Source organism: Streptomyces sp. NPDC032126 (genome assembly GCF_055580085.1).
In genome coordinates, this window is record NZ_JBVIMA010000008.1 from 223,635 (window position 1) to 247,515 (window position 23,881).

At 71.1% G+C, this 23,881-nt stretch carries 22 protein-coding genes; 7 read left to right on the forward strand and 15 right to left on the reverse strand.

What is annotated here, in order from left to right; genetic code table 11:
* Nucleotides 1-56: 56 nt before the first annotated feature.
* The 4 genes from ACZ5NW_RS28480 to ACZ5NW_RS28495 all read right to left on the reverse strand — a co-directional run bounded on the left by ACZ5NW_RS28480 (nucleotide 57) and on the right by ACZ5NW_RS28495 (nucleotide 3,673).
* Nucleotides 57-908, reverse strand: coding sequence for a class I SAM-dependent methyltransferase (locus ACZ5NW_RS28480; protein ID WP_468746792.1), 852 nt, complete (start codon nucleotides 906-908; stop codon nucleotides 57-59).
* A gap of 274 nt (nucleotides 909-1,182) precedes the next feature.
* On the reverse strand, nucleotides 1,183-1,827 hold the full coding sequence (locus ACZ5NW_RS28485; RefSeq protein ID WP_468746793.1) for a LysE family translocator: 645 nt from the start codon (nucleotides 1,825-1,827) through the stop codon (nucleotides 1,183-1,185).
* Nucleotides 1,828-2,057: 230 nt separating this feature from the next.
* A complete protein-coding gene (locus ACZ5NW_RS28490) occupies nucleotides 2,058-3,152 on the reverse strand; it encodes a winged helix DNA-binding domain-containing protein (protein WP_468746794.1) in 1,095 nt (364 codons plus the stop codon).
* Nucleotides 3,153-3,250: 98 nt separating this feature from the next.
* The gene (locus ACZ5NW_RS28495) at nucleotides 3,251-3,673 is read right to left on the reverse strand and encodes a VOC family protein (RefSeq protein WP_468746795.1); all 423 of its coding nucleotides are present in this window, start codon (nucleotides 3,671-3,673) and stop codon (nucleotides 3,251-3,253) included.
* Between the two features lie 162 nt (nucleotides 3,674-3,835).
* Between ACZ5NW_RS28495 and ACZ5NW_RS28500 the strand changes: the two genes are divergently transcribed.
* Nucleotides 3,836-4,822, forward strand: coding sequence for a helix-turn-helix transcriptional regulator (locus ACZ5NW_RS28500; RefSeq protein WP_468746796.1), 987 nt, complete (start codon nucleotides 3,836-3,838; stop codon nucleotides 4,820-4,822).
* 65 nt (nucleotides 4,823-4,887) lie between these two features.
* Here ACZ5NW_RS28500 and ACZ5NW_RS28505 read toward each other — a convergent pair whose 3' ends face one another.
* The 3 genes from ACZ5NW_RS28505 to ACZ5NW_RS28515 all read right to left on the reverse strand — a co-directional run bounded on the left by ACZ5NW_RS28505 (nucleotide 4,888) and on the right by ACZ5NW_RS28515 (nucleotide 8,017).
* On the reverse strand, nucleotides 4,888-5,256 hold the full coding sequence (locus tag ACZ5NW_RS28505; RefSeq protein WP_468746797.1) for a hypothetical protein: 369 nt from the start codon (nucleotides 5,254-5,256) through the stop codon (nucleotides 4,888-4,890).
* Between the two features lie 248 nt (nucleotides 5,257-5,504).
* Entirely contained in the window at nucleotides 5,505-6,902 is a 1,398-nt protein-coding gene (locus ACZ5NW_RS28510) for a dicarboxylate/amino acid:cation symporter (protein WP_468746798.1), read from the reverse strand.
* A complete protein-coding gene (locus ACZ5NW_RS28515; RefSeq protein ID WP_468746799.1) occupies nucleotides 6,899-8,017 on the reverse strand; it encodes a PrpF domain-containing protein in 1,119 nt (372 codons plus the stop codon). The genes ACZ5NW_RS28510 and ACZ5NW_RS28515 overlap by 4 nt, the downstream gene beginning before the upstream one ends.
* Nucleotides 8,018-8,163: 146 nt before the next feature.
* On the opposite strand from ACZ5NW_RS28515, the gene ACZ5NW_RS28520 reads away from it, so the two are divergent.
* On the forward strand, nucleotides 8,164-9,069 hold the full coding sequence (locus ACZ5NW_RS28520) for a LysR family transcriptional regulator (protein ID WP_468746800.1): 906 nt from the start codon (nucleotides 8,164-8,166) through the stop codon (nucleotides 9,067-9,069).
* 26 nt (nucleotides 9,070-9,095) lie between these two features.
* Here the strand turns inward: ACZ5NW_RS28520 and ACZ5NW_RS28525 are convergent, their stop codons facing one another.
* From ACZ5NW_RS28525 to ACZ5NW_RS28535, 3 genes are all read right to left on the reverse strand, one after another.
* Entirely contained in the window at nucleotides 9,096-12,107 is a 3,012-nt protein-coding gene (locus tag ACZ5NW_RS28525; RefSeq protein WP_468746801.1) for an AfsR/SARP family transcriptional regulator, read from the reverse strand.
* Nucleotides 12,108-12,169: 62 nt separating this feature from the next.
* Nucleotides 12,170-13,471 carry an MFS transporter gene (locus ACZ5NW_RS28530; protein ID WP_468746802.1) on the reverse strand — a complete coding sequence of 434 codons (1,302 nt, stop codon included), beginning with the start codon at nucleotides 13,469-13,471 and terminating at the stop codon, nucleotides 12,170-12,172.
* A complete protein-coding gene (locus tag ACZ5NW_RS28535) occupies nucleotides 13,468-14,007 on the reverse strand; it encodes an ArsR/SmtB family transcription factor (protein WP_468746803.1) in 540 nt (179 codons plus the stop codon). Before ACZ5NW_RS28535 ends, ACZ5NW_RS28530 begins: the two co-directional genes overlap by 4 nt.
* A 96-nt stretch (nucleotides 14,008-14,103) precedes the next feature.
* Here ACZ5NW_RS28535 and ACZ5NW_RS28540 point away from each other — a divergent pair, with 96 nt between their 5' ends.
* The gene (locus ACZ5NW_RS28540; protein ID WP_468746804.1) at nucleotides 14,104-14,589 is read left to right on the forward strand and encodes a hypothetical protein; all 486 of its coding nucleotides are present in this window, start codon (nucleotides 14,104-14,106) and stop codon (nucleotides 14,587-14,589) included.
* Between the two features lie 386 nt (nucleotides 14,590-14,975).
* On the opposite strand, the gene ACZ5NW_RS28545 is transcribed toward ACZ5NW_RS28540, so the two are convergent.
* Together ACZ5NW_RS28545 and ACZ5NW_RS28550 are read right to left on the reverse strand one after the other, a co-directional pair.
* Nucleotides 14,976-16,073, reverse strand: coding sequence for an ornithine cyclodeaminase family protein (locus ACZ5NW_RS28545; RefSeq protein WP_468746805.1), 1,098 nt, complete (start codon nucleotides 16,071-16,073; stop codon nucleotides 14,976-14,978).
* Nucleotides 16,073-16,978, reverse strand: a complete 906-nt coding sequence (locus ACZ5NW_RS28550) for a PhzF family phenazine biosynthesis protein (RefSeq protein ID WP_468746806.1) — start codon at nucleotides 16,976-16,978, stop codon at nucleotides 16,073-16,075. Before ACZ5NW_RS28550 ends, ACZ5NW_RS28545 begins: the two co-directional genes overlap by 1 nt.
* A 72-nt stretch (nucleotides 16,979-17,050) precedes the next feature.
* Here ACZ5NW_RS28550 and ACZ5NW_RS28555 point away from each other — a divergent pair, with 72 nt between their 5' ends.
* Nucleotides 17,051-17,884: a LysR substrate-binding domain-containing protein gene (locus ACZ5NW_RS28555; protein WP_468746807.1), complete on the forward strand. Its 834-nt coding sequence runs from the start codon at nucleotides 17,051-17,053 to the stop codon at nucleotides 17,882-17,884.
* Nucleotides 17,885-17,951: 67 nt separating this feature from the next.
* Here the strand turns inward: ACZ5NW_RS28555 and ACZ5NW_RS28560 are convergent, their stop codons facing one another.
* Complete coding sequence (locus ACZ5NW_RS28560) at nucleotides 17,952-18,422, reverse strand: ricin-type beta-trefoil lectin domain protein (protein WP_468746808.1); 471 nt, start codon at nucleotides 18,420-18,422, stop codon at nucleotides 17,952-17,954.
* Nucleotides 18,423-18,615: 193 nt separating this feature from the next.
* Between ACZ5NW_RS28560 and ACZ5NW_RS28565 the strand changes: the two genes are divergently transcribed.
* The 3 genes from ACZ5NW_RS28565 to ACZ5NW_RS28575 all read left to right on the forward strand — a co-directional run bounded on the left by ACZ5NW_RS28565 (nucleotide 18,616) and on the right by ACZ5NW_RS28575 (nucleotide 20,919).
* On the forward strand, nucleotides 18,616-19,605 hold the full coding sequence (locus ACZ5NW_RS28565; protein ID WP_468746809.1) for an AraC-like ligand-binding domain-containing protein: 990 nt from the start codon (nucleotides 18,616-18,618) through the stop codon (nucleotides 19,603-19,605).
* 135 nt (nucleotides 19,606-19,740) lie between these two features.
* On the forward strand, nucleotides 19,741-20,148 hold the full coding sequence (locus ACZ5NW_RS28570) for a hypothetical protein (protein ID WP_468746810.1): 408 nt from the start codon (nucleotides 19,741-19,743) through the stop codon (nucleotides 20,146-20,148).
* An 87-nt stretch (nucleotides 20,149-20,235) separates the two neighbouring features.
* Complete coding sequence (locus ACZ5NW_RS28575) at nucleotides 20,236-20,919, forward strand: DUF6766 family protein (RefSeq protein WP_468746811.1); 684 nt, start codon at nucleotides 20,236-20,238, stop codon at nucleotides 20,917-20,919.
* Nucleotides 20,920-20,921: 2 nt separating this feature from the next.
* Here the strand turns inward: ACZ5NW_RS28575 and ACZ5NW_RS28580 are convergent, their stop codons facing one another.
* Both ACZ5NW_RS28580 and ACZ5NW_RS28585 read right to left on the reverse strand, forming a co-directional pair.
* The gene (locus ACZ5NW_RS28580; RefSeq protein ID WP_468746812.1) at nucleotides 20,922-21,413 is read right to left on the reverse strand and encodes a hypothetical protein; all 492 of its coding nucleotides are present in this window, start codon (nucleotides 21,411-21,413) and stop codon (nucleotides 20,922-20,924) included.
* Complete coding sequence (locus ACZ5NW_RS28585) at nucleotides 21,410-23,875, reverse strand: molybdopterin oxidoreductase family protein (protein ID WP_468746813.1); 2,466 nt, start codon at nucleotides 23,873-23,875, stop codon at nucleotides 21,410-21,412. The genes ACZ5NW_RS28580 and ACZ5NW_RS28585 overlap by 4 nt, the downstream gene beginning before the upstream one ends.
* Between the last annotated feature and the right edge of the window lie 6 nt (nucleotides 23,876-23,881).

Consider the following 23,881-nt stretch of genomic DNA (forward strand, 5'->3'; position numbering starts at 1 on the left):
GTGGTACGCCGCCGGCAGACGCGACGATGCCGAGGGGGTACGGGCGCCGGCAGGCGCTACCGGCGTACCGCCGCGATCAGTCCGCCGGGGCGCTCCTCGCGCTGCGGCGGGGTGTTGATCGGGCGGCCGTAGGCGGCAGCGCACTCGCGCAGGGTGTGGCTCTCGGCCTCCCAGCCATGCCCGGCCAGCCAACCCACCGGGTCGTCGGGCATCTCCGAGACCCACATGGATGCCGCCGACCCCGGTACGGCGTCCGCGCCGAAGCGCTCGATCACCCCCTGCGAGCCCAACGTCAGCCCCATCCGACTGCCCGCCGCCGATTGCGCGCTGATCCGGGCCAGCAGCAGTTCCACCGCATCCGCAGGCAGATAGATCAGCAGTCCTTCGGCGATCCATACGGTCGGCAGGGCCGGATCGTGGCCTGCGGCGGCCAGCGCGCCCGGCCAGTCGTCCCGCAGATCCACCGCGACGGTGATCCGCTCACAGCGCGCGGCGGCCCGCTCCTGACGTAGCACCGAAGCCTTGAAGTCCAGTGGCGCTGCGGTGTCGACCTCGAACAGACGGGTGCCCTCGGGCCAGTCCATCCGGAAGGCCCGGCTGTCCATGCCGGCGCCGAGCAGTACGACCTGCCGGACCCCGCATGCGGAGGCCTGCCGCAGCAGGTCGTCGAGGAACTTCGTCCTGATGACGATGGAGAACGCCACGGCCAGCCGACGTCGTCGCGCGACCTCGTCATCGGGCGGTGGCGGCGAGGAGGGCCAGAGACCGCCGGCGGCGGCGAAGGCCTGTGCCAGCGGGTCGCGGAACAGCGCGTTCTCCCGCTCGGTCTCCAGCGCCCGCACTCTCGCCACCCCTACCGCTGTGGCCCACACTCCCGACGGCTGCATCCGCTGCTGCTCATCAGTCATCGCGCCAGCCTAGAGAAGGGTTCCTGAGACTGGGTGGGTTTTCAGCCCCTCTGCTCCGCGGACGGCGCCTGGGAAGTGCTGCTACCACGAGTCCAGGCCCCGGCCGACGCAGCGGGCGAGATCGGCTGGGAAGTCTCGGTGGACTCCGCCCTCGTGCGCGGACGCCAGCATGTGGTCGGTGCCCGCGACGGCCCGGCGCCAGCCCTCGCCACCCCAGGGGACGAGACGCTGGAACGCCAGGGCGAAACCCCGCGGCAGCCCCTCGTCGGCTGGTTCAGGCCGAGACGGGCGTGCGGGACAGGGCGGTGCGCAGCGCGAAGACGCCGAGCAAGCCGCCTGACGCGAAGCGCTGAGCGCTCATCACGCGGGGCCGGGTGGCCAGATACCCCGACACCCGTGCCGCGCCCAGCATGATCAGAGCGTTCACCGAGATCCCCACAATGATCTGCACACCACCGAGCTGGAGCAGTTGCGCCCAGTCCGGGCCCGCCTGCGGATCCATGAACTGGGGCAGAAGAGCGGCGTACATGAGAGCGATCTTGGGGTTGAGCAGGTTGGTCAGGAGCCCCATCGAGAACAGGCGGGCGTCGGAGACCGGAGGCAGGTCCTCGGCCGGCGCGAAGGGCGAGCGGCCGCCGGGCTTGAGCATCCCCCACGCCAGGTAAGCCAGGTAGGCGGCTCCGGCGAGTTTGACCACCGTGAACGCCAGCGGCACGGCGGCGAACAACGCGGACAGGCCCGCGGCCGCGGCCAGCAGATAGCACACGAATCCCACGGCGGTCCCGCTCAGGCTGACCAGGCCCGCCCTGCGGCCCTGGGTGATCGCGCGAGACGCGAGGTGAATCATGTTCGGTCCCGGAGTCAGGGCCATGCCCAGTTCGACCAGGGCCACTCCCCCCAGTGCGGCCAGGCTGATCAACGGTCAACTCCCGATCGTTCGCCGGGTATCCGTTACCCGGGGTGAGGCAGCGCCCGGCAGTGTCGGACGATGGCGACGCACAGGCAGTGCTGCAGCGCCGGCCTGCCTCAGGATACGGCCCTGCCGGTCGGTATCGGCGTGCACCCTGACACCCGTCGGCCGATGACAGCAACTGGTCGTCTACCAGGCCGAACCGGCGAGAACTCCGCTCCGATCAGAGGGCCCCATCGTCATTTCTCGGTGTCGAGTTGGATGTGCTCGATGTCCTCGCCCAGGAACGCGGTCAGATCCTGGGCTTCGGCGCGGACGGCTTCTTGCTCCACGGCAGTGAGGGGTCGGAGGGGACTGATGCGCAGGTGGTTGCTGCGCACGGTCCAGGTGGCGGTGACGCGTCCGTCGACCAGGACCATGCGGTGGCCTGCGACGGACAGGCCGAGGTGGGAGGCGTCGATGATGCGGCTGCGGTCGTGGTAGCCGAGGACGGCGTTGTCGAAGGCCGGCAGGAACCGGACGGGGGCGGGGGTGTCGGGGTCGGGGCGGGGTGCGTCGGGCAGGTCGAGCAGTTCGCGGCCGCGTTCGTCGCGGAAGACGACGAGTTCTTCGCGGGCGGCTTTGATCGCGGCGGGAAGGCCGGCGAGGCCGCACCAGGCGCGTAGGTCCGAGCTGGCGGCGGGCCCGTAGGCGGCGAGATAGCGGCGCAGCAGTTGCTGCCCCACGGGATCGCCGTCATCGGCGGGCAGGGGGTCGATGTCCCGTCCCAGCCAGGTGGCCAGCGGCAGGTTGCGCACGCCGGCGGTCTGCTGCCAGAGGCCTCGGGGCGGGAGCTGGGCCATGGGGATGAGGGCGGCGACGAGCAGTTCGCCCAGGACGCGGCGCGGTGGGTCGGGCCAGCGGTCCTCGAGGGCCTGGACGAGTTCGCGCATGGTGCGCGGCCGCCGGTCGGCCATGGCCGCGCGGCCGGCGGAGGCGACCTCGTCCAGGTCGATGCCGACCAGTTCGCGCGGGTAGGTGCCCAGCACTCGCCGGCGCAGCATGGTGTCGTGGCGAGCCCGCCAGGCGAGTGCGTCGTCGGAGGTGACGAGGTGGACGGTGCGGCGCATCAGGTGGGTGCGCACCACGGTGCGGCCGGTCAGCGCATCGTCCAGTTGCTCCGGCTCGAAGTCGGTCAGGCGGGACCACAGCCCGATGAAGGGTTCCTGAGGCTCCTGTGCCTGCAGGCCGCACAGGTGGGCCACCGCCTCGGGCGCGGATGTGTCGCTGCGTGTGAGCAGGTGCTGGCGGGCGAGGGTGGCCCGGTTGAGGGCGCGGGTGTCAAGGACGGTCATCGCGTTCTCACGTCAGGTCTCTGGGGGGGCCTGCACCGTCCGGACCGCCAGTGGGGCAGCGGCGGCCCGGACGGCGCAGGCGTGTCAGGTCGGCTGGATCAGCCGTTGTACGGGGCGGTGACGTCCAGGACCCAGGTGACGCCGAAGCGGTCGGTGAGCATGCCGTACAGCGGTGCCCACTGCGCGGGCTCCAGCGGACGTACAACGGTCGAGCCTTCGGCGAGCCTGCCCCACAGGGCGCCGATCTCCTCGGCGTCGTCGCCGCGGACGGAGACGAAGAACGGATCCTGCCCCTGGTTCCAGGGCAGCTGCGAGGGCACGTCGTAGGCCATGACGTGGAAGCCGTTGTCGCCGGCCACCTCGCCCCACATCACCCAGTCCGCCTCGCTCTCGTTCTGCACGGCGCCCGCGTCCTTGTAGGTGACGGCGACCGTGCGTCCGCCGAAGACGGACTGGTAGAAGTCCAGCGCCTCGCGCGCGGTGCCCCGGAAGTTCAGGTGGGTGGTGGTCGTAAGGGACATGGCCCTGCTCCTTGCCTCGCTGTGACGAATACGCCGCCGACGGTCCTGGCCCGTCGGTGACGGCTGCCGTGAACAGGAGCGATGCCTCCTGACCGGCTCGAACGCCACTCTGGCGGAGGTAGAGGACAGGGAGTGTCCTGTACTGCGGCGACAATGGATCTCATGCACAAGACGTCCTCCCGGCTGCTCTCGCTGCTCTCGCTGCTCCAGACGCACCGTGACTGGTCCGGCGAGGATCTCGCCGAGCGTCTCCACATCACGTCGCGCACCGTGCGCCGTGACATCGACCGGCTGCGCGAACTCGGCTACCCGATCACGGCCGTCAAAGGACCGGCCGGCGGCTACCGCCTGGAGGCCGGCGCCCACGTGCCGCCCATGCTGTTCGACGACGGCCAGGCCGTCGCCCTGGCCGTCGCGCTGCAGACCGCGGCCGCCGGCACCGCGGTCGCCGAAGACGCCACTCGCGCCCTGGCCACCCTCCGCCAGGTCATGCCACCCCGCCTGCGCCACCGCATCGACCTGCTGCGCGTCACCGCCGTTCCATCCGTGGCCCGCGACACGTCCCAGGTCGACCCACAGGTTCTGATGGACCTGAGCCGCGTCATCCGCGCCCACGAGGAACTTCGCTTCGACTACACCCCAGCCGCCGGCACCTCAGCCGACCATCCCCGCCGGGTGCAACCCCACCACCTGGTCACCTGGCGTCATCACTGGTACCTCGTGGCCTGGGACCTCGACCGCCAGGACTGGCGCACCTTCCGCGTCGACCGCATCCGACCGCGGACGCCCACCGGCCCCCGCTTCACGCCCCGCGAACTCCCCGGCGGCAACGTGGCGACCTTCGTCACCGGCCGGTTCCGCGGCAACGACGGCACCACAACCGACTGGCCCTGCCGAGGCGAAGTCATCCTCCACCTCCCGGCCGCCGAGGTCGCACCCTTCGCCCCGGACGGAATCGTCGAGGAACTGGACTCGCACCGCTGCCGACTCGTCCTCGGCTCCTGGACGTGGAACGGACTCGCCGCGACCATCGGCCGCTTCGACACCGACATCGACGTCGTCGGCCCGCCCCAGCTGGCCACCGCCTTCGCAGACCTCGCCGCCCGCTACGCCCGCGCCGCAAGACCCGAGACCGGTCCGACACCCTGAGAACGAAACCCACCGCGCTCGTCGCCACCGCAGGACTCGTCCGTGCTCGGTACGACTACGGCTTCTCAGGCGTCGAGGTAGTGGTAATCCCCATCCGGGAGGCCGATTTCCAGGGCGCCGTTGTGGATTCTCCACTCGCTCATGCCGTCGGCATCATGGCTGACCAGAAACAGCCCGCGGGGCCTCTCGTCGTAGACCTCGTCCGGGTAGGTGGCCGGGATCTGGGCTATTTGACGCAGCCTCTCCTCGAACCAGCCGAGGGACACCGCGCGGATGTCGCCCCCGTAGAAGGCCCATCTGGCGGCGTTGTACTGCCGGGAGGGGAACGCCCAGCCCCCGCTGTAGGTGCGCTCCGGATCGTCTGCTTCCACGATCTCCTTGATCTGGGCCAGTTGTCCCTCGTCACACTGCAGCCAGCCCCTGACCGAGACCATGGTTCCCACGACGCTGCTCCCCTTCGTGTGGCGCGCTGCCCTGGCGCACACTTCATGCGCCCGCACGTTAGGGGTGAACTTCTCCGTCCCGCAAAGGAATTGGCAGGTGCGGCATCGGCAGCGGCAGCGGCAGCGAGGGGTCATGGGTCCTCCCACCTGGCGATGCCTTCGCGGCCAGATCTCGCGCAACGGAGAGACGGGAGGGCCGGCCCGGAGCAACGACTCCCGGCCGGTCCTCCCGCGTCATCTCAGCTCGCGGCGGGAACGGGGTCGCGGGTCGGTGTGGGTGTCTCCTGCGGACCGGGGTCGACGGTCACCGCGGAGGAGGTGGGGGTGGGGGCGTAGGGGATCTCGCCGCGCAGGACGGCCCTCGCGCGGTCCTCGTCCAGTTCGCCCTCCCAGCGGGCGACGGCCAGGGTGGCGACGCCGTTGCCGACCAGGCTGGTCAGGGCGCGGGCCTCGGACATGAACCGGTCGATGCCGAAGATCAGCGCGAGGGCGGCGACGGGGACGTGCGGGACGGCGCTGAGGGTGGCGGCGAGGGCGATGAAGCCGGAGCCGGTGACGCCCGCGGCGCCCTTGGAGGTGAGCAGCATGACGGCGAGCATGGACAGCTGCTGGGTGAGGCTGAGGTCGATGCCGAGGGCCTGGGCGAGGAAGACCGAGCCCATGGTCAGGTAGATGGCGGTGCCGTCGAGGTTGAAGGAGTACCCGGCGGGCAGCGTGATGCCGACGACCGGTTTCGAGGCGCCCGCGTGCTGGAGCTTGGCCATCATGCGGGGCAGGACGGGCTCGGTGGAGGAGGTGCCGAGGACGATGAGCAGCTCTTCCTTGATGTAGCGCAGGAAGGGCAGCAGCCGCAGTCCGTTCAGGCGCATCACGGTCCCGAGGACGACCAGGACGAAGAAGAGGGCGGTCAGCCAGAACGAGCCGACCAGCAGGGCCAGATGGCGCAGGGTGCCGAGGCCGTAGTGGCCGATGGTGAAGGCCATCGAGCCGAACGCGCCGATGGGGGCGAGCCGCATGATCCAGCGGATGAGCGTGAACAGGACCGTGGAGAACTTCTCGATGCCTCGGGCGATGCTCAGGCCGGCCTCGCCGCTGGCGTGCAGGCCGAAGCCGAACAGCACCGACACCAGCAGAACCGGCAGGATCTCGTTGCCGGTCAGGGCGCTGACCAGGGTGGTGGGGATGATGGCGAGGACGAAGTCGGCGAAGCCCTCGTGGGCCGCGGTCGCCTCCTCCGGCAGGCCCTTGGTGGACAGGGTCGAGACGTCGATGTGCAGACCGCTGCCCGGCTTGACGACGTTGACGACGATCAGGCCGATCACCATGGCCACGGTGGTCAGCACCTCGAAGTAGACCAGCGCCTTCAGGCTCACGCGGCCGACGGCCCGGGCGTTCCCCATGGAGGCGATGCCGTGGACGACGGTGCAGAAGATGATCGGCGCGATGAACATCTTCACCAGCGCGATGAAGCCGTCGCCGAGCGGCTTGAGATCGGCGCCGAAGGAGGGCCACAGCGCGCCCACGGCGGCGCCCAGGAGGACGGCGATCAGGCACTGGATATACAGGTGGGACAACGTCCGGCGGATGCGGCCGGGTGGGGCGGTGACGGTACCCGGGGCGGCGTCGTTGCGGCTCATGCGGGGCGTCCTTCCAGGACGGGAACGAGGAGTTCGGCTCGGGCGATACGCCGGGCGGCGCGGTGCAGCAGCACCGTGGGGGACGCGTCGTCCGGTGCGGGGACGGCTCGGGTGGTGACCACTCCGGCGGGGGTGCCCAGGCGCAGCGTGCCGTCGGCGGTCTGCCGGGCGACGCGGTGGGCGAGGGTGCCGGGGGTGGCGGCGGCCGTGGCCAGGGCCACGGCGGAGGTCAGGCCGATCGCCGGGTGTGGGGCGTGCATGGAGACCATGCGCACGGCCAGGTCGTACTCGTCCTGGTTGACGAGTGTGCCCTGTGTCGTGCGGTAGGGGGCGGGGCGGGCGACGATGCCCACCTTCGGCACCGCGTGGCTGACCGGGTCGCCCGCGCGGGCCAGGCCCATGGCCAGCGCCGCCTGGCGGCGGAGCAGGGTCAGCGCGGGTACGGCGGTGGCGAACTCGGTGAGGGATTCGGTGCCGTCGAGGCCGAACGCCTTGGCCTCGAAGAGCGCGGCCGGTGCGCCGGCGTCCACCAGGGTTGCCTCGACGGGTCCGTCCGGGCCGGTGAGTTCGTCCAGTGCCCGGCCGGTCGGCAGTGCGCGCCCGGTCGTCGAGCCGGCCGGGTCCTGGAACCCGAGCAGCACCGGTACGCCCGGCGCCGCCGTACCCGGCACCACGGCCCTGCCCTCCTCCGGGGCGATACGCAGGGGGGTGGGGATCGTACCGGTGAGGCGTGCCCCGGTGTTGACGTTGAGCATGCGGACGGTGGTGGTGTCCGACGTGATCGGCACGAGGTCGTGGTGGACGGCGTACAGGGCCACGGCGGTGGCGCAGTTGCCGCAGTTGCTGGCCCATTCCACGCGCTCGTCGCCGATGCCGACCTGTGCGAAGGCGTACTCGACATCCACGCCGGGTCGGGTCGACGCCTGGACGACGGCGGCCTTGGAGGTGGTGGACGAGGCGCCGCCCACGCCGTCGATCTGGCGGGGGTCGGCGGCGTTGAACGCGGCGAGCAGGAGGGCGTCGACGTCCACGCCGGTGGCGGCCACGTCGTGGTGGTCGAAGATCCAGCATTTGCTGGTTCCTCCGCGGATCATCTCGCCCTGCAGACGCAGCACAACTGGCTCCTCACAGACGTGGAAGGGGAAGTCCACCGGCGGTCCCGCCGCGCGTGGTGTCCTCCACGGTGGGTTACGGCAGCGTGAAGTACAATCTCGGAAATCTGTATGGCTATTAAGGTGAAGTGAACGCTGGAGGTGGCGCCATGCTCGACGTCCGACGCATCCTGCTGTTCACGGAGGTCGCCCGGCGCGGCTCGGTGACCGCGACGGCCCGCGCCCTCAACTACACGCCGTCAGCGGTGTCGCAGCAGATCAGCCGCCTGGAAGCGGAGGCAGGCCAGCCGCTGTTGGAACGCCACGCCCGGGGCGTCACCCTCACCGACGCGGGACGGGCGCTGGCCGAACGGGGCAAGCGGATCGCACGCGAACTGCAGGCCGCGGAGAACGAACTCGCCGACTACGCCGGACTGCGCGCGGGCACCCTGCGCATCGGCACCTTCCCCACCGTCGGCGCCTCGCTCCTCCCGCAGGCCGTGATCGCCTTCCGGGACGCCCACCCCGATGTTCGGCTGACCGTCCGCAGCGCCCGTATCGCCGGGCTCTGGGCGATGCTGGAGAACCGGGAGATCGAGATGTCGCTGATGTGGGACTACGACTGGAGCCGCATCGACCGGGAGGACATCGTCGTCACTCCCCTCCTCGACGACCCGCCGGCCCTGCTCGTCAGCGACCACCATCCGCTCGCCGGCCGCGGCACCGCCTCACTCGCCGACTTCGCGGACGACCCCTGGATCACCCGCGCCGACCATCACCCGGTGGCCGAAGCCCTCGTCCGCGGCTGCCGCGCCCTCGGCTTCGAGCCCCATATCGCCTACGAGGCCCACGACTACCAGGAAGCCCAGGCCATGGCCGCCGCCGGCATCGGCGTCGCCCTCGCCCCCACCCTGGCCCTGGAGGGCATCCGGCCCGGCGTCACCGTCCTGCCGCTCCAGCCGCCGGCCCCCATCCGCCGTATCCTCCTGGTGCGCATGGCCGACCACTCGCTCACTCCCGCCGCCCAGACCTTCGCCGGACTCCTCCGCGACACCGCCGCGGCCCGGATCCCCTGACAACGCCTGGGCCGGTGACCGAACCTTCAGGCCGCACGTACCTCTTCCGCCTCCTCGCGGGCACGAGCCGCTGCCGTGTGATCGCCGGCCAGGGCATGTGCCTCGGCCAGGGTGTCGAGGCCGACGGCCAGCCACCTGCTGGAGCCGATCTGCCTCCAGAGCCTGACGGCGGCTTCGGCGCGTCGGCGGGCCTGCGCCGGACGGCCCACCGCGAGGTGCGCCTCGGCGAGTGCGTACAGGGTCGCCGCCTCACCCCAGAGGTTGCCCAGTTCCCGGTACGTCCACAGGCTGCGGGCCAGCAGACGGCGTCCTTCCCAATGCTCGCCCTGCCGGACGAGGACGTCCCCCAGCCAACAGGTGGCGTGTGTGGCACTGAGATGGTCGCCGAGGTCCTCGCTGATCGCGGCAGCCCGCCGGTAGGCGTCGGCGGCGGCCGGGTACGCGCCGCGTGCACGGTGGCTCTGGCCCAGACATCGCAGGGCCTGGGCCTCCCCCGGCCGGTATCCCGCGACCCGGCTGACCCGCAGGCATGTCGTGAACCGTGCGATCGCGTCCTCGACGCGGCCCTGTTCGAGGTCGATGACGCCGAGGCCGTTGGTCGCGTAGACGAGACAGTTGACATTGCCCGCCGACTCGGCGAGTTGGGCGGCCTCTTCGAAACGGGGCACGGCGCGTGCGTACTGGCCGAGAAGCCGGTGCACATACGCCAGCCCGGCCGTGGCACTGGCCCGGTAGGTGGGCCCCTCGCCCTCGGCGAGCAGCAGAGCCTGCTCGAAGTGGTCCAGTGCTTCCGGGTAGCGGTCGAGGATGGTGGTGAGTTCGCCGAGGCAACGGTGGACCTTCGCGGCGCTGTGCCGGTCGCCGCAGCTCAGGGCCGCCTTGAGCGCCCGGTTCTGGAGCCGCTCCCAGTCGTCGAAGTGGCTGCCGACCTGGAAGAGGGTGGTGAGGGCGGTGGCCAGCCCGGCGGCGGGTGCGACGCCCTCCGCGGTGTCCAGCGCCTGCTCCGCCACGTCGATCAGGAACTGGCGTTCCTCGTGGAACCAGGCGAGCGGATCGGCGAGCAGCTGATCGGCCTCGGCGGAGCCCAGCCGCCAGGAGGCCAGGTCCAGCTGCGAGATGCCTTGAAAGTCGACCTTCAGGGTGTCCGCGGCCCGGTCGGCGAGGTGCAGGCTCGCCCCGAGCAGCCGGCTGAGCGCGGCCCCGCGATCCCGTTCCGGGACGTCCTGCTCCGCGCGCTCACTGCCGAACAGCCGTACCAGGTCGTGCAGTTGATAGCGGATGCCGGTCGCGTTCACCGACCCGGTCTGCACCAGGTGCACCTCGATCAGGTCGTCCAGGACCGCCTCCGCCTCGGACAATCCCATGTCCAGCAGCGCGGCCAGCGCCCACGCGGAGAAGCTCGGCCGGGGCAGCAGGGCGACCATCCGCAGGGCATGTCGCGTCACCGGGGTCATCTGCTGGTAGGTCAGTTCGAGGCTGGCCCGTACGGCGATGTGGCCGACCGCCAACTCGTCGAGCTTGCGCCGCTCGTCGGCGAGGGCGCGCGCCACCCTGGCCAGCGGCCAGTGCGGTCGGGCGGCCAGCCGCGCACCGGCGACCCACACCGCGAGGGGAAGGCCGCCGCAGGTCTCCACGATGGAGCGGGCCGCCCCGGACTCCGCGTCGGTGCGGTCCCGGCCCAGCATCTCGCGCAGCAGGTCGAGCCCTGTCGCGGGGGCCAGGACGCCCAAGGGGAGCCGGCGGCCGCCCAGTTCCGCCATGGTGGTGCGGCTGGTGACGATGGTGGCGCAGCCCGCGCCGCTGGGCAGGAGGTCGCTGACCTGCTGGGCACTGGCCGCGTTGTCCAGGACGACGAGTATCCGCTGCCCCGCCAGCAGGGTGCGGTAGAGATGGACGCGGCCGGTCAGTTCCGCGGGCACGGTACCGCCGGGGATGCCGAGCGCGCGCAGGAAGGTGCCGAGGACCGTGAACGGCTCGGCCGGCTCGTCGTCGAAGCCTCGCAGATCCGCGTGCAGCTGACCATCGGGGAAACGGTCGGCGAGCCGGTGCCCCGTACGGATGGCAAAGGCGCTCTTGCCCACTCCGGCGGGGCCGGTGACCAGCAGCGTCACCGGACCGGGCCGTTCTTCGCCCAGCAGCCGACACGCCTCCTCCACCTCCGCCTCCCGGCCGACGAAGAGGGACAGGTCCGCCGGCAGGAGCCGGGGTACGAGCTGGCGTGCCGCCGGCGGGTTCGCCGCCGTGCCGCTCGTGCCGACGGTTTTCGTGGTGGCGGGCGGCGCGCCGGAGCGGGGCGCGGCCAGTTCGGGGTCGCCATTGAGGATGCGCTCGAACAGCCGCCGCAAGGCCGCGCCGGGGTCGACACCCAGCTCGTCGGCGAGTCGCCGCCGGGCGCGTTCGTACACCTCCAGCGCTTCGGCCTGCCGTCCGCAGCGGAACAGCGCCAGAACCAGCTGCCCGATCACCCGTTCGTCGAGGGGATACGCCTCGGCCCGGGCGGCCAGTTCGCTCGCCATCTCGTCGTGCCGCCCCAGGCGCAGCCGCACGTCGGCCAGTTCCAGCTCGGCGGCAAGCCGCTCGCCGTCGAGGAGGTCGCGCTGCGCGTTGAACCAGGGGGTGTCCGCCCCGGCGAACGGGCTGCCCCGCCACAGCGCCAGGGCTTCCCGCCACAGGGCCTCCGCCGCTACGTCACTGCCCGCCTGCCGGGCCCGGGCCGAGAGATCGCGGAAGCGGTGTGCGTCCACCACCGAGGGCTCGACCGCCAGCCGGTAGCCCCCGCCCCGCTCCCGCGTGATGGCGGTGCCGTCGGCGGCCAGGGCTCGCCGCAGCCGGGAGAGGTATCCGTACAGATTCCTCCGGCCGTACGCCGCCTCCGCGTCCCCCCACACCCGGTCCACCAGCGCGTCGGCCGACACCGCCCGGTCCGCGTCGACGAGCAACGCCGCCAGCACGCGCCGCTGCATCCCGTGCCCCACATCGATCGGGACCCCGTCCCGCCACACCTCGATGGTCCCCAGGATCGCGAAGCGCGTGGCCATCACACCCCCTGCGTCACCCGATCATCTCCACGCCACACTCTGGGCGCCACCGACCCGGGGGCCTAGACGGATTCCAGCTTTTCCGCCGGTTTGCCCGCCGCCCGGGTCGCTGCCGGGTCACCCGGAGCGTCGCCCGGGGCCGCGGCACGCAGGGCCGCCTCGACCCGGCGGTTGTCGGTCATGGACGCCGTGACGGCCGTCATCGCCAGCAGGAGGGCGGCCGCGGCGTAGAGCGGGGTGCGGAGGTCGTAGGTGGTGGCCAGCCAGCCGCCGAGGAAGGCACCGATGGGGGCGGCGCACATGGCGAGCATGCGGGAGGTGGAGGCGACCCGGCCCATGAGATGGGCCGGGACGATCGCCTGCCGGAGCGAGGGCGCGAGCACCATCGTGGCGCCCATCCCGGCCCCGCAGACGGCGAGCGCCAGCCCGGCCACATACGGGTCGGGGGCAGCGGCAAGGCCCAGGACGGCGAGCCCTTCGAGGGCGGCCGTGCAGGTCAGTGCGGTGCCGGTGCCGAGACGCCGGCCGAGGCGGGAGGCGATACCGGCACCGAGCAGGCCGCCGGCGGCCTCCGCCGTGAGGAGCAGGCCGAAGCCGTAGGTGTCGATGCCGAGGCGGTCGTGCGCGAAGAGGGGGAGCACGGTCTCCACCGCGAGGAAGGCGATGTTCCCGACCGCCGGGCGGAGCGCGAGCCCGAGCAGCAAACGGTCCCGGAAGACGTACGAGGCCCCGGCCCGCGCCTGCCCAAGCAGCGACTCCCGGACCTCCGGCACGGGCCGGGGCAGGGCGGGAAGCGACCGTACGAGCAGGGCGGAGACCGTGAACGACAGCGCGTCGGCGAGCAGCGGAACCGCCCGCCCGAGCATGAGCAGCGCACTGCCCGCAGGGGGTCCCGCGAAGCCGGACATGGCGGTCTGGGCGCCGCGCAACCGGGAGTTGGCTCGCTCCAGCAGCGCGGGGTCCCGGCCGAGCAGGTCCGGCAGATAGGCCGTGGCGGCCGTGTCGAAGAAGAGTCCGCCGAGGCCGAGCAGGAAGGCGACGGCCGCGAGCAGCGCGATGCTCAGCGCGTCGAGAGCGGCCGCCGCGGCCGGTATCGCGAGCAGCACCGCACGCGCCGCGTCCATGACCCACATCGTGCGCCGGCGGTCCCAGCGGTCCACCAGCGCACCGCCGAGCACCCCGAAGAGCAGCCACGGCAGCGTCCCGGCGGCCGTGACGACGGCGAGCGCCATCGGATCCCGCGTCAGCGTCAGCGCGAGCAGCGGCAGTGCGGCATGTGACACACCGTCACCGAGGGAGGACACCGTCTGCGCGGTCCACAGCCGTCCGAACCCGGACGGCAACTTCCGGATGTCTGAGGTCACTTGGTCTCCTCCTCGGCCTGCTCGCCGCGTGCCGGGTGGAACAGTGCGAAGACGAGCGACGCGTCCGGCAGGGACGGGTCGGACAACTCCCGGTACTCGTCCGCCAGGGCCTGCAGCCGCGCCCCCAGTTCCGCGAACTGCTCGTCGGTGAGCCGCAGATGAGCCATCCGTACGTGCCGCTCGCCGTCCTTCGGCGATGCCTCCAGGTCGGCCACGGCGTGCCGCATCAGCACGTCCGGCCCTCCCTCGCCCGGATCCGGCAGCGCGATCGACCGGGCGGCCATCGCGTAGTACCGCTCGGTGACACCGCGCACCTTCCGCGTCCGAACCACCTTCACCAGGCCGGCCCGCTCCAGCAGCCGCACGTGATAGCTGGAACTTCCCTTCGCGAGGCCCACCCGCTCGGCGATCTGGGTGATGGTCGCCGGCTCGAAGCGGAGCACGGCCATGATCCGATGGCGCGTCAGATTGGAGACGGCGCGCAGCTGTTCGTCGGTGGTGACGTGAAACGTCTCGGGAAGGTCATCGGCAGGCATGCGAGCAATGGTCAACGATTCTTGACCATTGCGCAAGGGGATTCACTCGAAGCTCCGGACATCCGCTCGGGGTGGCGCCCTCCGTAGGATCACGTCATGACTGCCGATGCCCCACTGACCCGAGAGTCGTTCCGGCGCCTCCATCGGATCAACACGCCCCGGCCGGTGCACCCGTTGCCGGACCGAGTCTGGACCGACGCGGACTGGGACCGGATCCGGCGCGGATACCGAGCCCGGGACATGGATGAGAAGTGGAACGTCTTCGCCGAAGGCGATGTCCTTTTCCTGCACCGGAGTTGGACCGGTCACGGCGTCTATGAGGCGTCCTTCGTCCCCGTCACCGGCGGCGGGTGGAAGATCGCCTCCGCCGCCGTGGAAGCCGATCCCGAGCGCCTTCGGAGCATGAGCGACGACTACCACTGTTTGATGCTGGAACTGATCATCAGCGCGATCGTCCTCGGCGAGCCCGCGACCGATCTCCGCGCCGGCCTTGTGGAGTTGACCGCCCGGGCCTCGGGAAAGAGCGACCTTCCCGCCGGCCTGGTGGAGCACAGCGTCCTGGGACTGCGCTCGGGATCGTGAGCGCTGCCGAGTTCCACCGGGACGGTTGCGCCGGAGGACTCGGGGTGGGAAATAATGCCGGGCATGACGACTTGAAGAGAACGGGCCGGGCGACAGCACTGGCGCAAGGTCGGGACGTGGGACACGGTCGCCGATGGGGACCGTCGGATCTGCGCCGCCTGCGCGACGCCCGTCCGCTCGTACCAGTACCGGTTCTATCCGCCCGAGTCCTCCTTCTTCGAGAGGTGCGTCGGGCTCGCCTGGTGTTCCGGTTGCCGGGTCTATACCGGCAACATGGTGTGCATCCCGCGGAAGCGCGTCCTGGTGGATGCCCTCGCCTCGCTCCCCCCTGAACAGCGGGAGAGGCTTGCCGGTTCGGAAACTCGGCTGATCGAGTTCCTGGACCGTCAGGTTCGAGGCAGCAAGAGATCCTGATCGCCGTCATGATGCGTTCGGGTCCTCGCGACCGCACGGTCGGGAGCTGCTTGTTCGTTCAGGTCAATCGCCGAGGCCGGTGGTCTCCGGACGCGCCCTCGGTCGGGGTCTCGTAGACGCTCCAGGGTGACCTCGGCGGCGGCCAGGTCCTGCACACCCAGGCCGATCAGCTTGCACACGGTGATCTCGTCGCCGTGCTCGCGACCCGGCGCCGCGCCCGTGAGGACCTCGCCCAGTTCCGCGAAGTCCTGGACGTCGGCGCCGGCCCGGGCGAGGTCGCCGTGGACGGCGGTCAGGGCGCGGCTGTCGACCACGATCCGGTCGGCGCGTTCGAGGCAGGCCGGGGACAGTTCGGCCTTGGCCGGATCGTCGGCCCCTACGGCGGTGATGTGCACGCCGGGCGACAGCCAGGCCGCGTCGACCAGCGGTTCGGTACTGGCGGTGGCCGTCACCAGGATGTCGGCGCCCTCGCACGCCTGGCGGGCGGTGCCCACCGGGGCCACGCGCAGGTCGGGGCGGCGGGCGGTGAGGGCGGCGGCCAGGCGCAGTGCGCGGGACTCTCGGCGCCCCCAGATCCGTACCTCCCGGATCGGCAGTTCGTCCGCCGCGGCCAGCGTCTGCAGATATGCCTGAACTCCCGTACCCAGCACGCCGAGTACGGTCGCGTCCGGCCGGGCCAGTGTGCGGGCGGCCAGGGCGCCGGCCGCCGCGGTGCGGATGTCGGACAGGTGGTGCTCGTCCTCCAGCAGGGCCCGCAGGTCGCCGGTGCGGGCGTCGAACACGGCGACGACACCGGCCCCCGGGGTGCCGCCCCGCCGGGCCCGCTCCTGGAACCAGGTGCCCACCTTCACCGTGAAGACCGATCGGCCGGGCAGCCAGGCCGACTTCACGTGCACATCGCCGTCCCGGCCCGCCGGTGAGAACACCGCCACCGGTGAGTCACCCAGTCCGCGGCTGTAGTCGGCGAGGGCCGCCGCCACGGGTTCGACGACGTCCTCGTAGCCCACGACCGCACGGACGGTGTCCGCGCCGACGTACGCCGGAATCACGTCCAGGGCGGCGGCGCCCATCAAGGCAGCACCTCCAGTCGTCCCTCGCCGACGAAGGCGACCTCGCCGCCGACGCGTACGGAGGGGATGTCCTCCCCCTCACCGTGAGCGCTGATCGTCATCTCGCTGGGCCGTCCGGTGAAGCGGCCCTGACGCAGGGTCACCTCTGTGCCGTCGTCGATACGGCCGTGGCGGCGCAGGTACGCGGCCGCGCATCCGGCCCCGCTGCCGGTGGCCACGTCCTCGGTCAGCCCGTCGTTGTTCCAGTGCCGCGCCTCCAGGGCGTCGGCGTCGAGGACGTACGCGAACTGGGCGCCGAGAGCGGCCAGTCGCCCGGTGATGTCCGAGGCGATGCGAGCCCGGGCCAGCGCGCCCTCGCGGACCGGGACCACCAGGTAGCGCAGTCCCGTCGAGACGACCTCCGGGGGCAGACGCGGGTCCAGGTCGTCGCTGTCGAGGCCGAACCACGCCGCGATGTCCTTCACCTGCTCGGGGTCAGGGCGGCCGAGGAAGAAGGCCCGGCCCTGGTCCAGGACGCTCGCGTACCGCCCGGGTGCGCGGCGCCGCGTGGTCACCTCCACCGTGCGGGCCCTCAGCCGCAGCGTCCAGGTCTCCCGCTCGTGCGTGCCGTGCTGGGCGTGCAGCACGCAGGCCGCCCCGATAACCGGGTGACCGGCGAAGTCCAGTTCCTCGACGAGGTCGAAAACCCTCGCACGCCAGGCCCCGCCGGACGCTGCGTCAGGGGCTTCGTCCGTGGCTTTGTCCGAGGCTTCGTCAGGTGTCAGGAAGATCGATTCGAAGTGCCGCAGCTCCTGGGTGATCCGCTGCATCTGGGCACCGCTGAGCCCGGTGGCATCCGGGAAGACGGCGAGGCTGTTGCCGCTGTAGGGCGCGGAGGTGAAGACATCGACATGGCGGTAGTGCATGCGGCCGACGCTACGGTCCGCCGGAGCCAGAAGGAAGTGACGAATCTCGAAGGGGCTGCATAATCCTTGGTTATGAGCTTGGATCTCGACATGGCACAGTTGCGGGTCTTCGTCACCTGCACCCGTTCCGGCAGCATCAGCCGCGCCGCCACCGTGCTGGGACACAGCCAGCCCGCGCTGAGCCAGCAGCTACGCAGGTTGGAGCGCTCCGTCGGGCAGTCGCTGCTGCATCGCACCGCCGCCGGTGTCACCCTCACCAAGGCCGGCGAGGCCCTGCTGCCGTACGCCGAACGCATTCTGGCCCTGTCCGCTCAAGCGCTCACCGCCACCGCACCGGCCGTCCAGGGTCACTGCGGGGTGGGTCTGCTGGAGGATCTCACCGCCGCACCGCTCCCCCAGGCGCTGGCCGACTTCACCCGCGTGAACCCCCACGCCACGCTGGAGCTCATCAGCGGCCCCGGCCCCGTTCTCCGCGAGGCGTACGAGCAGGGCCGTATTCAGCTGGCCTTGTGCGACCCGGCGTACCTGCCCCAGCCACCGCGCTGGACCGTGCGCCTCCCGCTCGTCTGGTCGGCGGCGCCCGGCCTGGACACGATGCTCGACCCGCTCCCCCTGGTGCTGTTCTCCCAGCCGTGCCGCTGGCGCCGGCCACTGCTCGATGCCCTCGAAGCGGCCGGACGCGGTTGGCGCACCGCCTTCGAGAGCACCAGCCTGCCGGGTGTCCGGGCGGCGGTCCGCGCCGGACTGGGCGCCGCGGCCCTCCTCCCCGCCACCGCCGAAGCGGGGACCGCCGTGCGTGGTCTGCCTCAACTCCCCGATGTCGAGGTCGGCTTGGTCCGCCGCCCCGGCACCGAGGGCGATGCTCTCGTGGACGCCGTCGAGGGCGTACTCAAGCGCCTGATCTGACGCGCGTCGATCGAGGAAAGGCGCGGTCCTCGACGAGGAGCCCAGTCCCGCGCCTTCCTCGCGTTCCTCAGTCCCACATCTGGTTCTCGGCCGAGTAGTCACAGGGCCGGACGACGATGCCCTTGCCGAGGTCGTCGGCCTGCAGGCACTGTTGGGTGGCCTTGTGGTGGAGGTGCCAGTGGCCGTTGACCTTCTCCTCGTACCAGCGCTGCCAGTCGTTGCCGCTGCACTGCTCCATGTAGACGTCGTGGTCGGAGTAGGCGGTCAGACAGTAGTTTCTGTCGGCGTCGTCACGCTGCAGCCATTCGTTCCCGCCGAGGTTCTGGTCGTACCACTTGGCCTCACCGTTGGAGCAGCCCCGCATGGCGACATCGTCGGGGGTGCCCCAGAAGTCGGTGATGTGGCCGAGGCAGATATGGGTGTCGGGGTCGACGTTCTGCCAAGTGACCGTGCCGTCGGCGTGGGCGGCGGTGGAGACGCCGAGAGTGAGGGTGATGGCGGACGCGACCGTGAGGATTACCTTGTTGATCTTTCGCATGTCGTGATCCTGTCAGCGCCGAACGGACGCGTGTGTGCATGCCGTGCGGCTTTCCTGCGCACTGCGTGCGGCGAGCCGGTGCCGCCTCTTGAGCCCCCATCAGCAAACTGCTGATCATCACAAAGATCATCATCGGCAGTGAGCAGCGAGACATGGGGGACTCACGATGTGGCAAGGCGGTTCGACAGCATCCGTGCCGGCGGCGGACAGCTTCGACTGGTTCGCGGACATGGTGTCCAGTGCGTTGATGCCGACGGCGTTCAGCCCGCACGACACGACCGGCTTCTACGCCGAGGGCGCGGTGCTGGACCTCGGAACGGTCCAGGTGTCGAAGTTCTCCTACTCCCCCCTCCTGTCGCGTCGCACACCCGCACTGATCCGCAGGGGAGACCCGGAGCAGTACCAACTGGGCCTGGTGACCAAGGGATCCGCGTGGTTCGCACAGCACGGTCACGAGTCCGAGCTGCACGTCGGCGACATGGCGCTGTGGGACACCTCCCGCCCGTACGAGTCCGGCTCGGGGACGGACGGCCAGAACGTCGAGGTGTTCGTCCTTCAGATACCCAAGGCGCACATGCTGTTGCCCTCCCAGCAGGCCGACCGGCTCCTGGCGCAGCGCTTCCCGGCGGGAGCGGGCATGGGGGCGATCCTGGCCCAGTTCCTGCTCGCGCTCGCCGACAACGGCCCCGACTGCCGGCCCCAGGATCTGAACGGGCTCGGGAACATGGCCGTGGAACTGGCCACCTCGTGTCTGTCCCAGCAGATCGGCGCCACAAGGGACATGCCTGCCGAGGTCCGGGCCAACGCGTTGCTCCGGCAGATCGATGCCTACATCGAGCACCACCTTGGAGACCCCGGCCTGACTCCCCGACTGATCGCCGACCGCCACCATGTCTCGCTCCGCAGCTTGTACGAGCTGTTCGAGGGCCGGCACGAGGGAGTCGCGGCATCGATCCGCCGGCGTCGCCTCGAACACTGCCGCGCCGACCTGGCCTCCCCCGGCCTGCGCCACCAGCCCATTCAAACCATCGCCGCCCGCTGGGGTTTCACCAGCGCGTCGACCTTCAGCCGCGCCTTCCGCGCCGCCTACGCCACCACGCCCCACGACTACCGCGCCGAGGCCCTGAAGACCGCTGAAACGCGCAGACCCGGCACCGCCATGCCCTCACACACACCCCGCTGACCAGCGGGTACGCCAGAGGCGGGCGTAGCCCGATAGATCTACGTCCGCCTGGCGGCACGGCGCGGCTGCGTCGCGGGGCTTCGTCCGCCGCTCAGCATGGCCGGACGGACCCGACGGCAACGAGTGGAGGCGTCCTTGTCGCGCTGGAGGGGCACGGGCCTGCTGGTGGTCGCCTGCGTCGTCTGTCTGAGCTCGTGCAGCACGCTCGGTGAGCGGGAAGCCGCCGCATCCCGGGCAGCCGTGCGTTTCGAGGAGAGCGTCCGGCGCGCCGACGGGACGCGCGCCTGTGCGGCGCTGGCCCCCGGGACACGGCAGGAACTCGGGCAGTCGGCGACGATGCCCTGCGCCAAGGCACTCGTCGAGGAGCAGCTGTCCCCCGCGGGGGCGGTGCGCGAGGTCCAGGTCTACGGGCGGCAGGCACGGGTGGTCCTCACCGCCGACACGCTGTTCCTGTCGGTCTTCCCGTCCGGCTGGAAGGTGACCGCGGCAGGCTGTGTGCCGCGCCCTCACCGGCCTTACCAGTGCCAGATCAAAGGGGGGTGACCGGAGGATGCGCACCCTGTTCACGTCGCTGCTGCTCACGATCGGCGCCGGACTCGGCTACTTCACCGCCGTGGGGTTGATGCACCGGTGAGCCGCCTGACTCGGTTCGTGAAGCACAACAGCCTCACGCTGGCCTTCGGGACCGGCTTTCTGCTCACTCTCGCGGGCCAGGCCGTGTCCGGCCACGCCGACTTCAACAACCAGTTGGTCACCGAGGGGCTGCAGCCGATCGGCTTTCTCCCGTACCTCGCGACCTCCGACTTCGCCGTGGACGTCACCGAGAACTGGCAGTCGGAGTATCTGCAGTTCTTCCTCTACGTCCTCGGCACCGTCTGGCTGCTGCAACGCGGCTCGCCCGAGTCCAAGAGCCTGGACATGGCCGGTGTGGAAAGCGATCGGGAACAGAAGGTCGGCGGCCACGCCGGCTCCTCCTCACCCCGTTGGGCGGCGTCCACGGGATGGCGGCAGAAGGTGTACGCGAGTTCCCTGGGCCTCGTCATGGGCGCGATCTTCCTGTGGTCGTGGCTGGCCCAGTCCATCACCGGCGTGGCCGCGTACAACGAGCAGCACCTGCGTCAGCTCCAGGCACCGGTCTCCTGGCCGCAGTACCTGGGCTCGGCCGATTTCTGGAACCGGACGCTGCAGAACTGGCAGTCCGAACTCCTGGCCGTCGCGTCGATGGCGATTCTCTCGGTCTATCTGCGTCAGCGCGGATCTCCCGAATCCAAGCCGGTCGGCGCGGCCCACACCTCCACGGGCGTCGAGGGCTGAGCTCACAGACTGGTGAGCAGTTGCGGCGACAGCGTCTTGATCAGGGTGTTGGTCCAGCGCATCTGGCGCAGGGTCTCGGGGTGGCAGGACGCGGCCAGGCCGAGCAGTTCGGTGTCCTTGGTGGCCTGTGCGACCTGCGCGAGCATCTCCCAGCTGAGGGAGTTCTCGGAGGCGGCGAGGTGGAGGTCGCGGAGATCACGGAGCAGGAGCAGGCCGGGAGCGGTCCGGCGGCCGACGGCCCGGCTGAGGCTCTGCCGGACGGTCGCCAGCGGGCCGGGCTCCGGGTGCTCCGCGGGCCCTGGCAGGTGCAGGTCGTACGATTCGGCGGCGCGGGCGATGCGATCGGCGTGTTCGTGGGACCAGCGGGCGACGTCCTTGGCCACGTGGTGGAACTCGTGCTCGACGCGATGCCGGTCGGCAGCGGCGAGGAGGTCCCACTCCAGCCCGCGTTCGCCGTCGTGCAGGGCGCACAGGACGATCGGGATGCCGCTCACGGTCCGCTTCCGCCTTCGCTCTGGTCGGCCATGGCCGCTGAACCACCCCGTGTCGGCGGGACATGCTCCGGGTCCACCGGGGCCGACGCGGTGGTGGTCGGGGCCGGGCAGCCGGTCCCGTCGCCGCGCTGGACGAGAGCGAGGCGGGCGGTTGCGGTCTTGAACAGGGGTTGTTTGGAGACGGGGTCCCACTGGGTGATCGTCGTCTCGTTCGCCGCCCGGCCGCCGTTCGCGCCGGGGCGGTGGCCTTCGGGGGTGTCCCAGTAGCCGTAGTGGAAGGGCAGGAACACCATGCCGTCGCGGATGCCGGTGACCCGCAGTCGGCCGCGCACCGAGCCGCGTGGGCTGGTGACCTCGACCAGGTCGCCCTCGGCCACGTCGTGCCGCAGTGCCTCGCCGGCGGAGACCTCCACCCACAACTCCGGTGCGGCCGAGTTCAGTTGCGGGACACGGCCGGTCTTGGAACGGGTGTGGAAGTGGTACAGGGTCCGGCCGGTGATCAGCTGGAGGGGGTAGGTCTCATCGGTCGTCTCGTGCGGCGGTACGTACTCGGCGGCCTTCAGGACCGCCTTGCCGTCGGGGTTGAGGGCGCGGTACTCGGTCTCGGAGACGGACGCGCCGGTCACCAGATCCTTGCCGTAATCCTCGCAGTCGTCCGGAGCCGCCCAGGAGATGCCGTCCGTGTAGAGCCGTTCGCTGCCGTGCGGGGCGTCCTCGGTGCAGGGCCACTGGATGCCACCGGCGCCGCGCAGCCGGTCGTACGTCATCCCGGTGTAGTCGCAGGGCCGGCCGCGGCTGCACCGCTTCCACGCCTCGAACGCCGACTCGGCGTCGTGCCAGCCGACCAGCGGGCGGCCGTCCTTGTCGCGGAACTCCATGCGGTGGGCGTAGTCCAGAAAGATGTCCAGGTCCGCGCGGGCCTCGCCGGGCGGGTCGACGGCCTTCTCGGAGAGGTGGACGGTGCGGTCGGCGTTGGTGAGCGTTCCGGTCTTCTCCGCCCAGGTCGCGGCGGGCAGGACCACGTCCGCGAGCTGGGCGGTCTCGGAGAGATACAGGTCCTGGACGATGGTGAAGAGCCGTTCCTGGCCAAGGATCTCCCGGATCCGGTGGAGCTCGGGGAGGGAGACCAACGGGTTGGTGCCGGTGATCCACAGCATGCGGATCGAGCCCTGTTCGGCGAAGCGGAAGATCTGCATCGCGGGGGTGGGCGGGGCGTAGTGCGGGATGCGGGAGGGGTCGACGTTCCAGATGCGCGCGAGGTCCTCGACGTGTGCCTCGTTCTCCCAGTTGCGGAAGCCCGGCAGGTCGCCGTCGGCCCCGCACTCGCGGGTGTTCTCGGCGCTGGGCTGGCCGTTCATCTGCAGGACCCCGCAGCCCGGCCGGCCGAGCATGCCGCGGATCAGCTGGAGGTTGTTGACCTGGCAGGCGGCGGCGGTGGCCTGGTGGGACTGGTAGACGCCCTGGAGAACGGTGGACAGCAGCCGCTCGGCGCCGCCAAGGATCTCGGCCGCCTCGGTGATCTTCCCGGCCGGTACGTCGCAGATGCCGGCGGCCCAGGAGGGGGTGCAGTCGGCGACGCGCTCGGTGAGTTCGTCGAAGCCGACACAGTGGGCGTCGACGAAGTCGTGGTCGACGCGGTCGGTGCGGATGATCTCGTGCAGGAGAGCGTTGAGCAGGGCCACGTTCGTACCGGCGCGCGGCGCGAGATGGACCCTGGCGTGGCGGGCGACCTGGGTGGGGCGGGGGTCGACACAGACCAGGCTCGGCGGATCCGGGCCCGCCAGGCGGTCCAGGACCCGCATCCACAACACGGGCTGCGTCTCGGCCATGTTGTGCCCGAACAGCGCGATGACGTCGGCGTGGTCGACGTCCGTGTAGGAGGCGGGCTGGCCGTCGCAGCCGAAGGTCTCCTTCAGGGCCGCGGCGGCGGTCGACGTACACAACCGGGTGTTGCCGTCGAGATGGTTGGTGCCGATCCCGGCGCGGGCGATCACCGACAGGGTGTAGTACTCCTCCAGGAACAGCTGGCCCGTGGTGTAGAAGCCGACGGAGCCGGGGCCGCCCTCGTCCAGCGACTCCCGGCTCCGGGCCACGATCCGGTCCATGGCCATGTCCCAGCCGCAGGGCGTCAGGCGGCCGCCCTGGCGGATCAGCGGAGTGGTCAGCCGGTCCTTGGCCTGGTTGGCCTGCCAGCCGAACAGGTCCTTCGGCCCGAGCCGGCCATGGTTCACCCGGTCACCGGACCGTCCGCGTACCCCGACGATCCGGCCGTGGGCGACGGCGACGTCCATCGCGTCCCCGGTGGAGTGCAACAGCGACGCGGTGGGGACCCATCGTTCGACGGTGTCGGCGGTGACGCCGGGTTCGAGATACGAGTCGACCCGCACCGGCCAGGCTTCACCGCGTCCGTAGGGGGTGCGGTCGCCCCAGGGCCGTGCGATCCGGTCCACCTCGGGCCGCACCCGCCT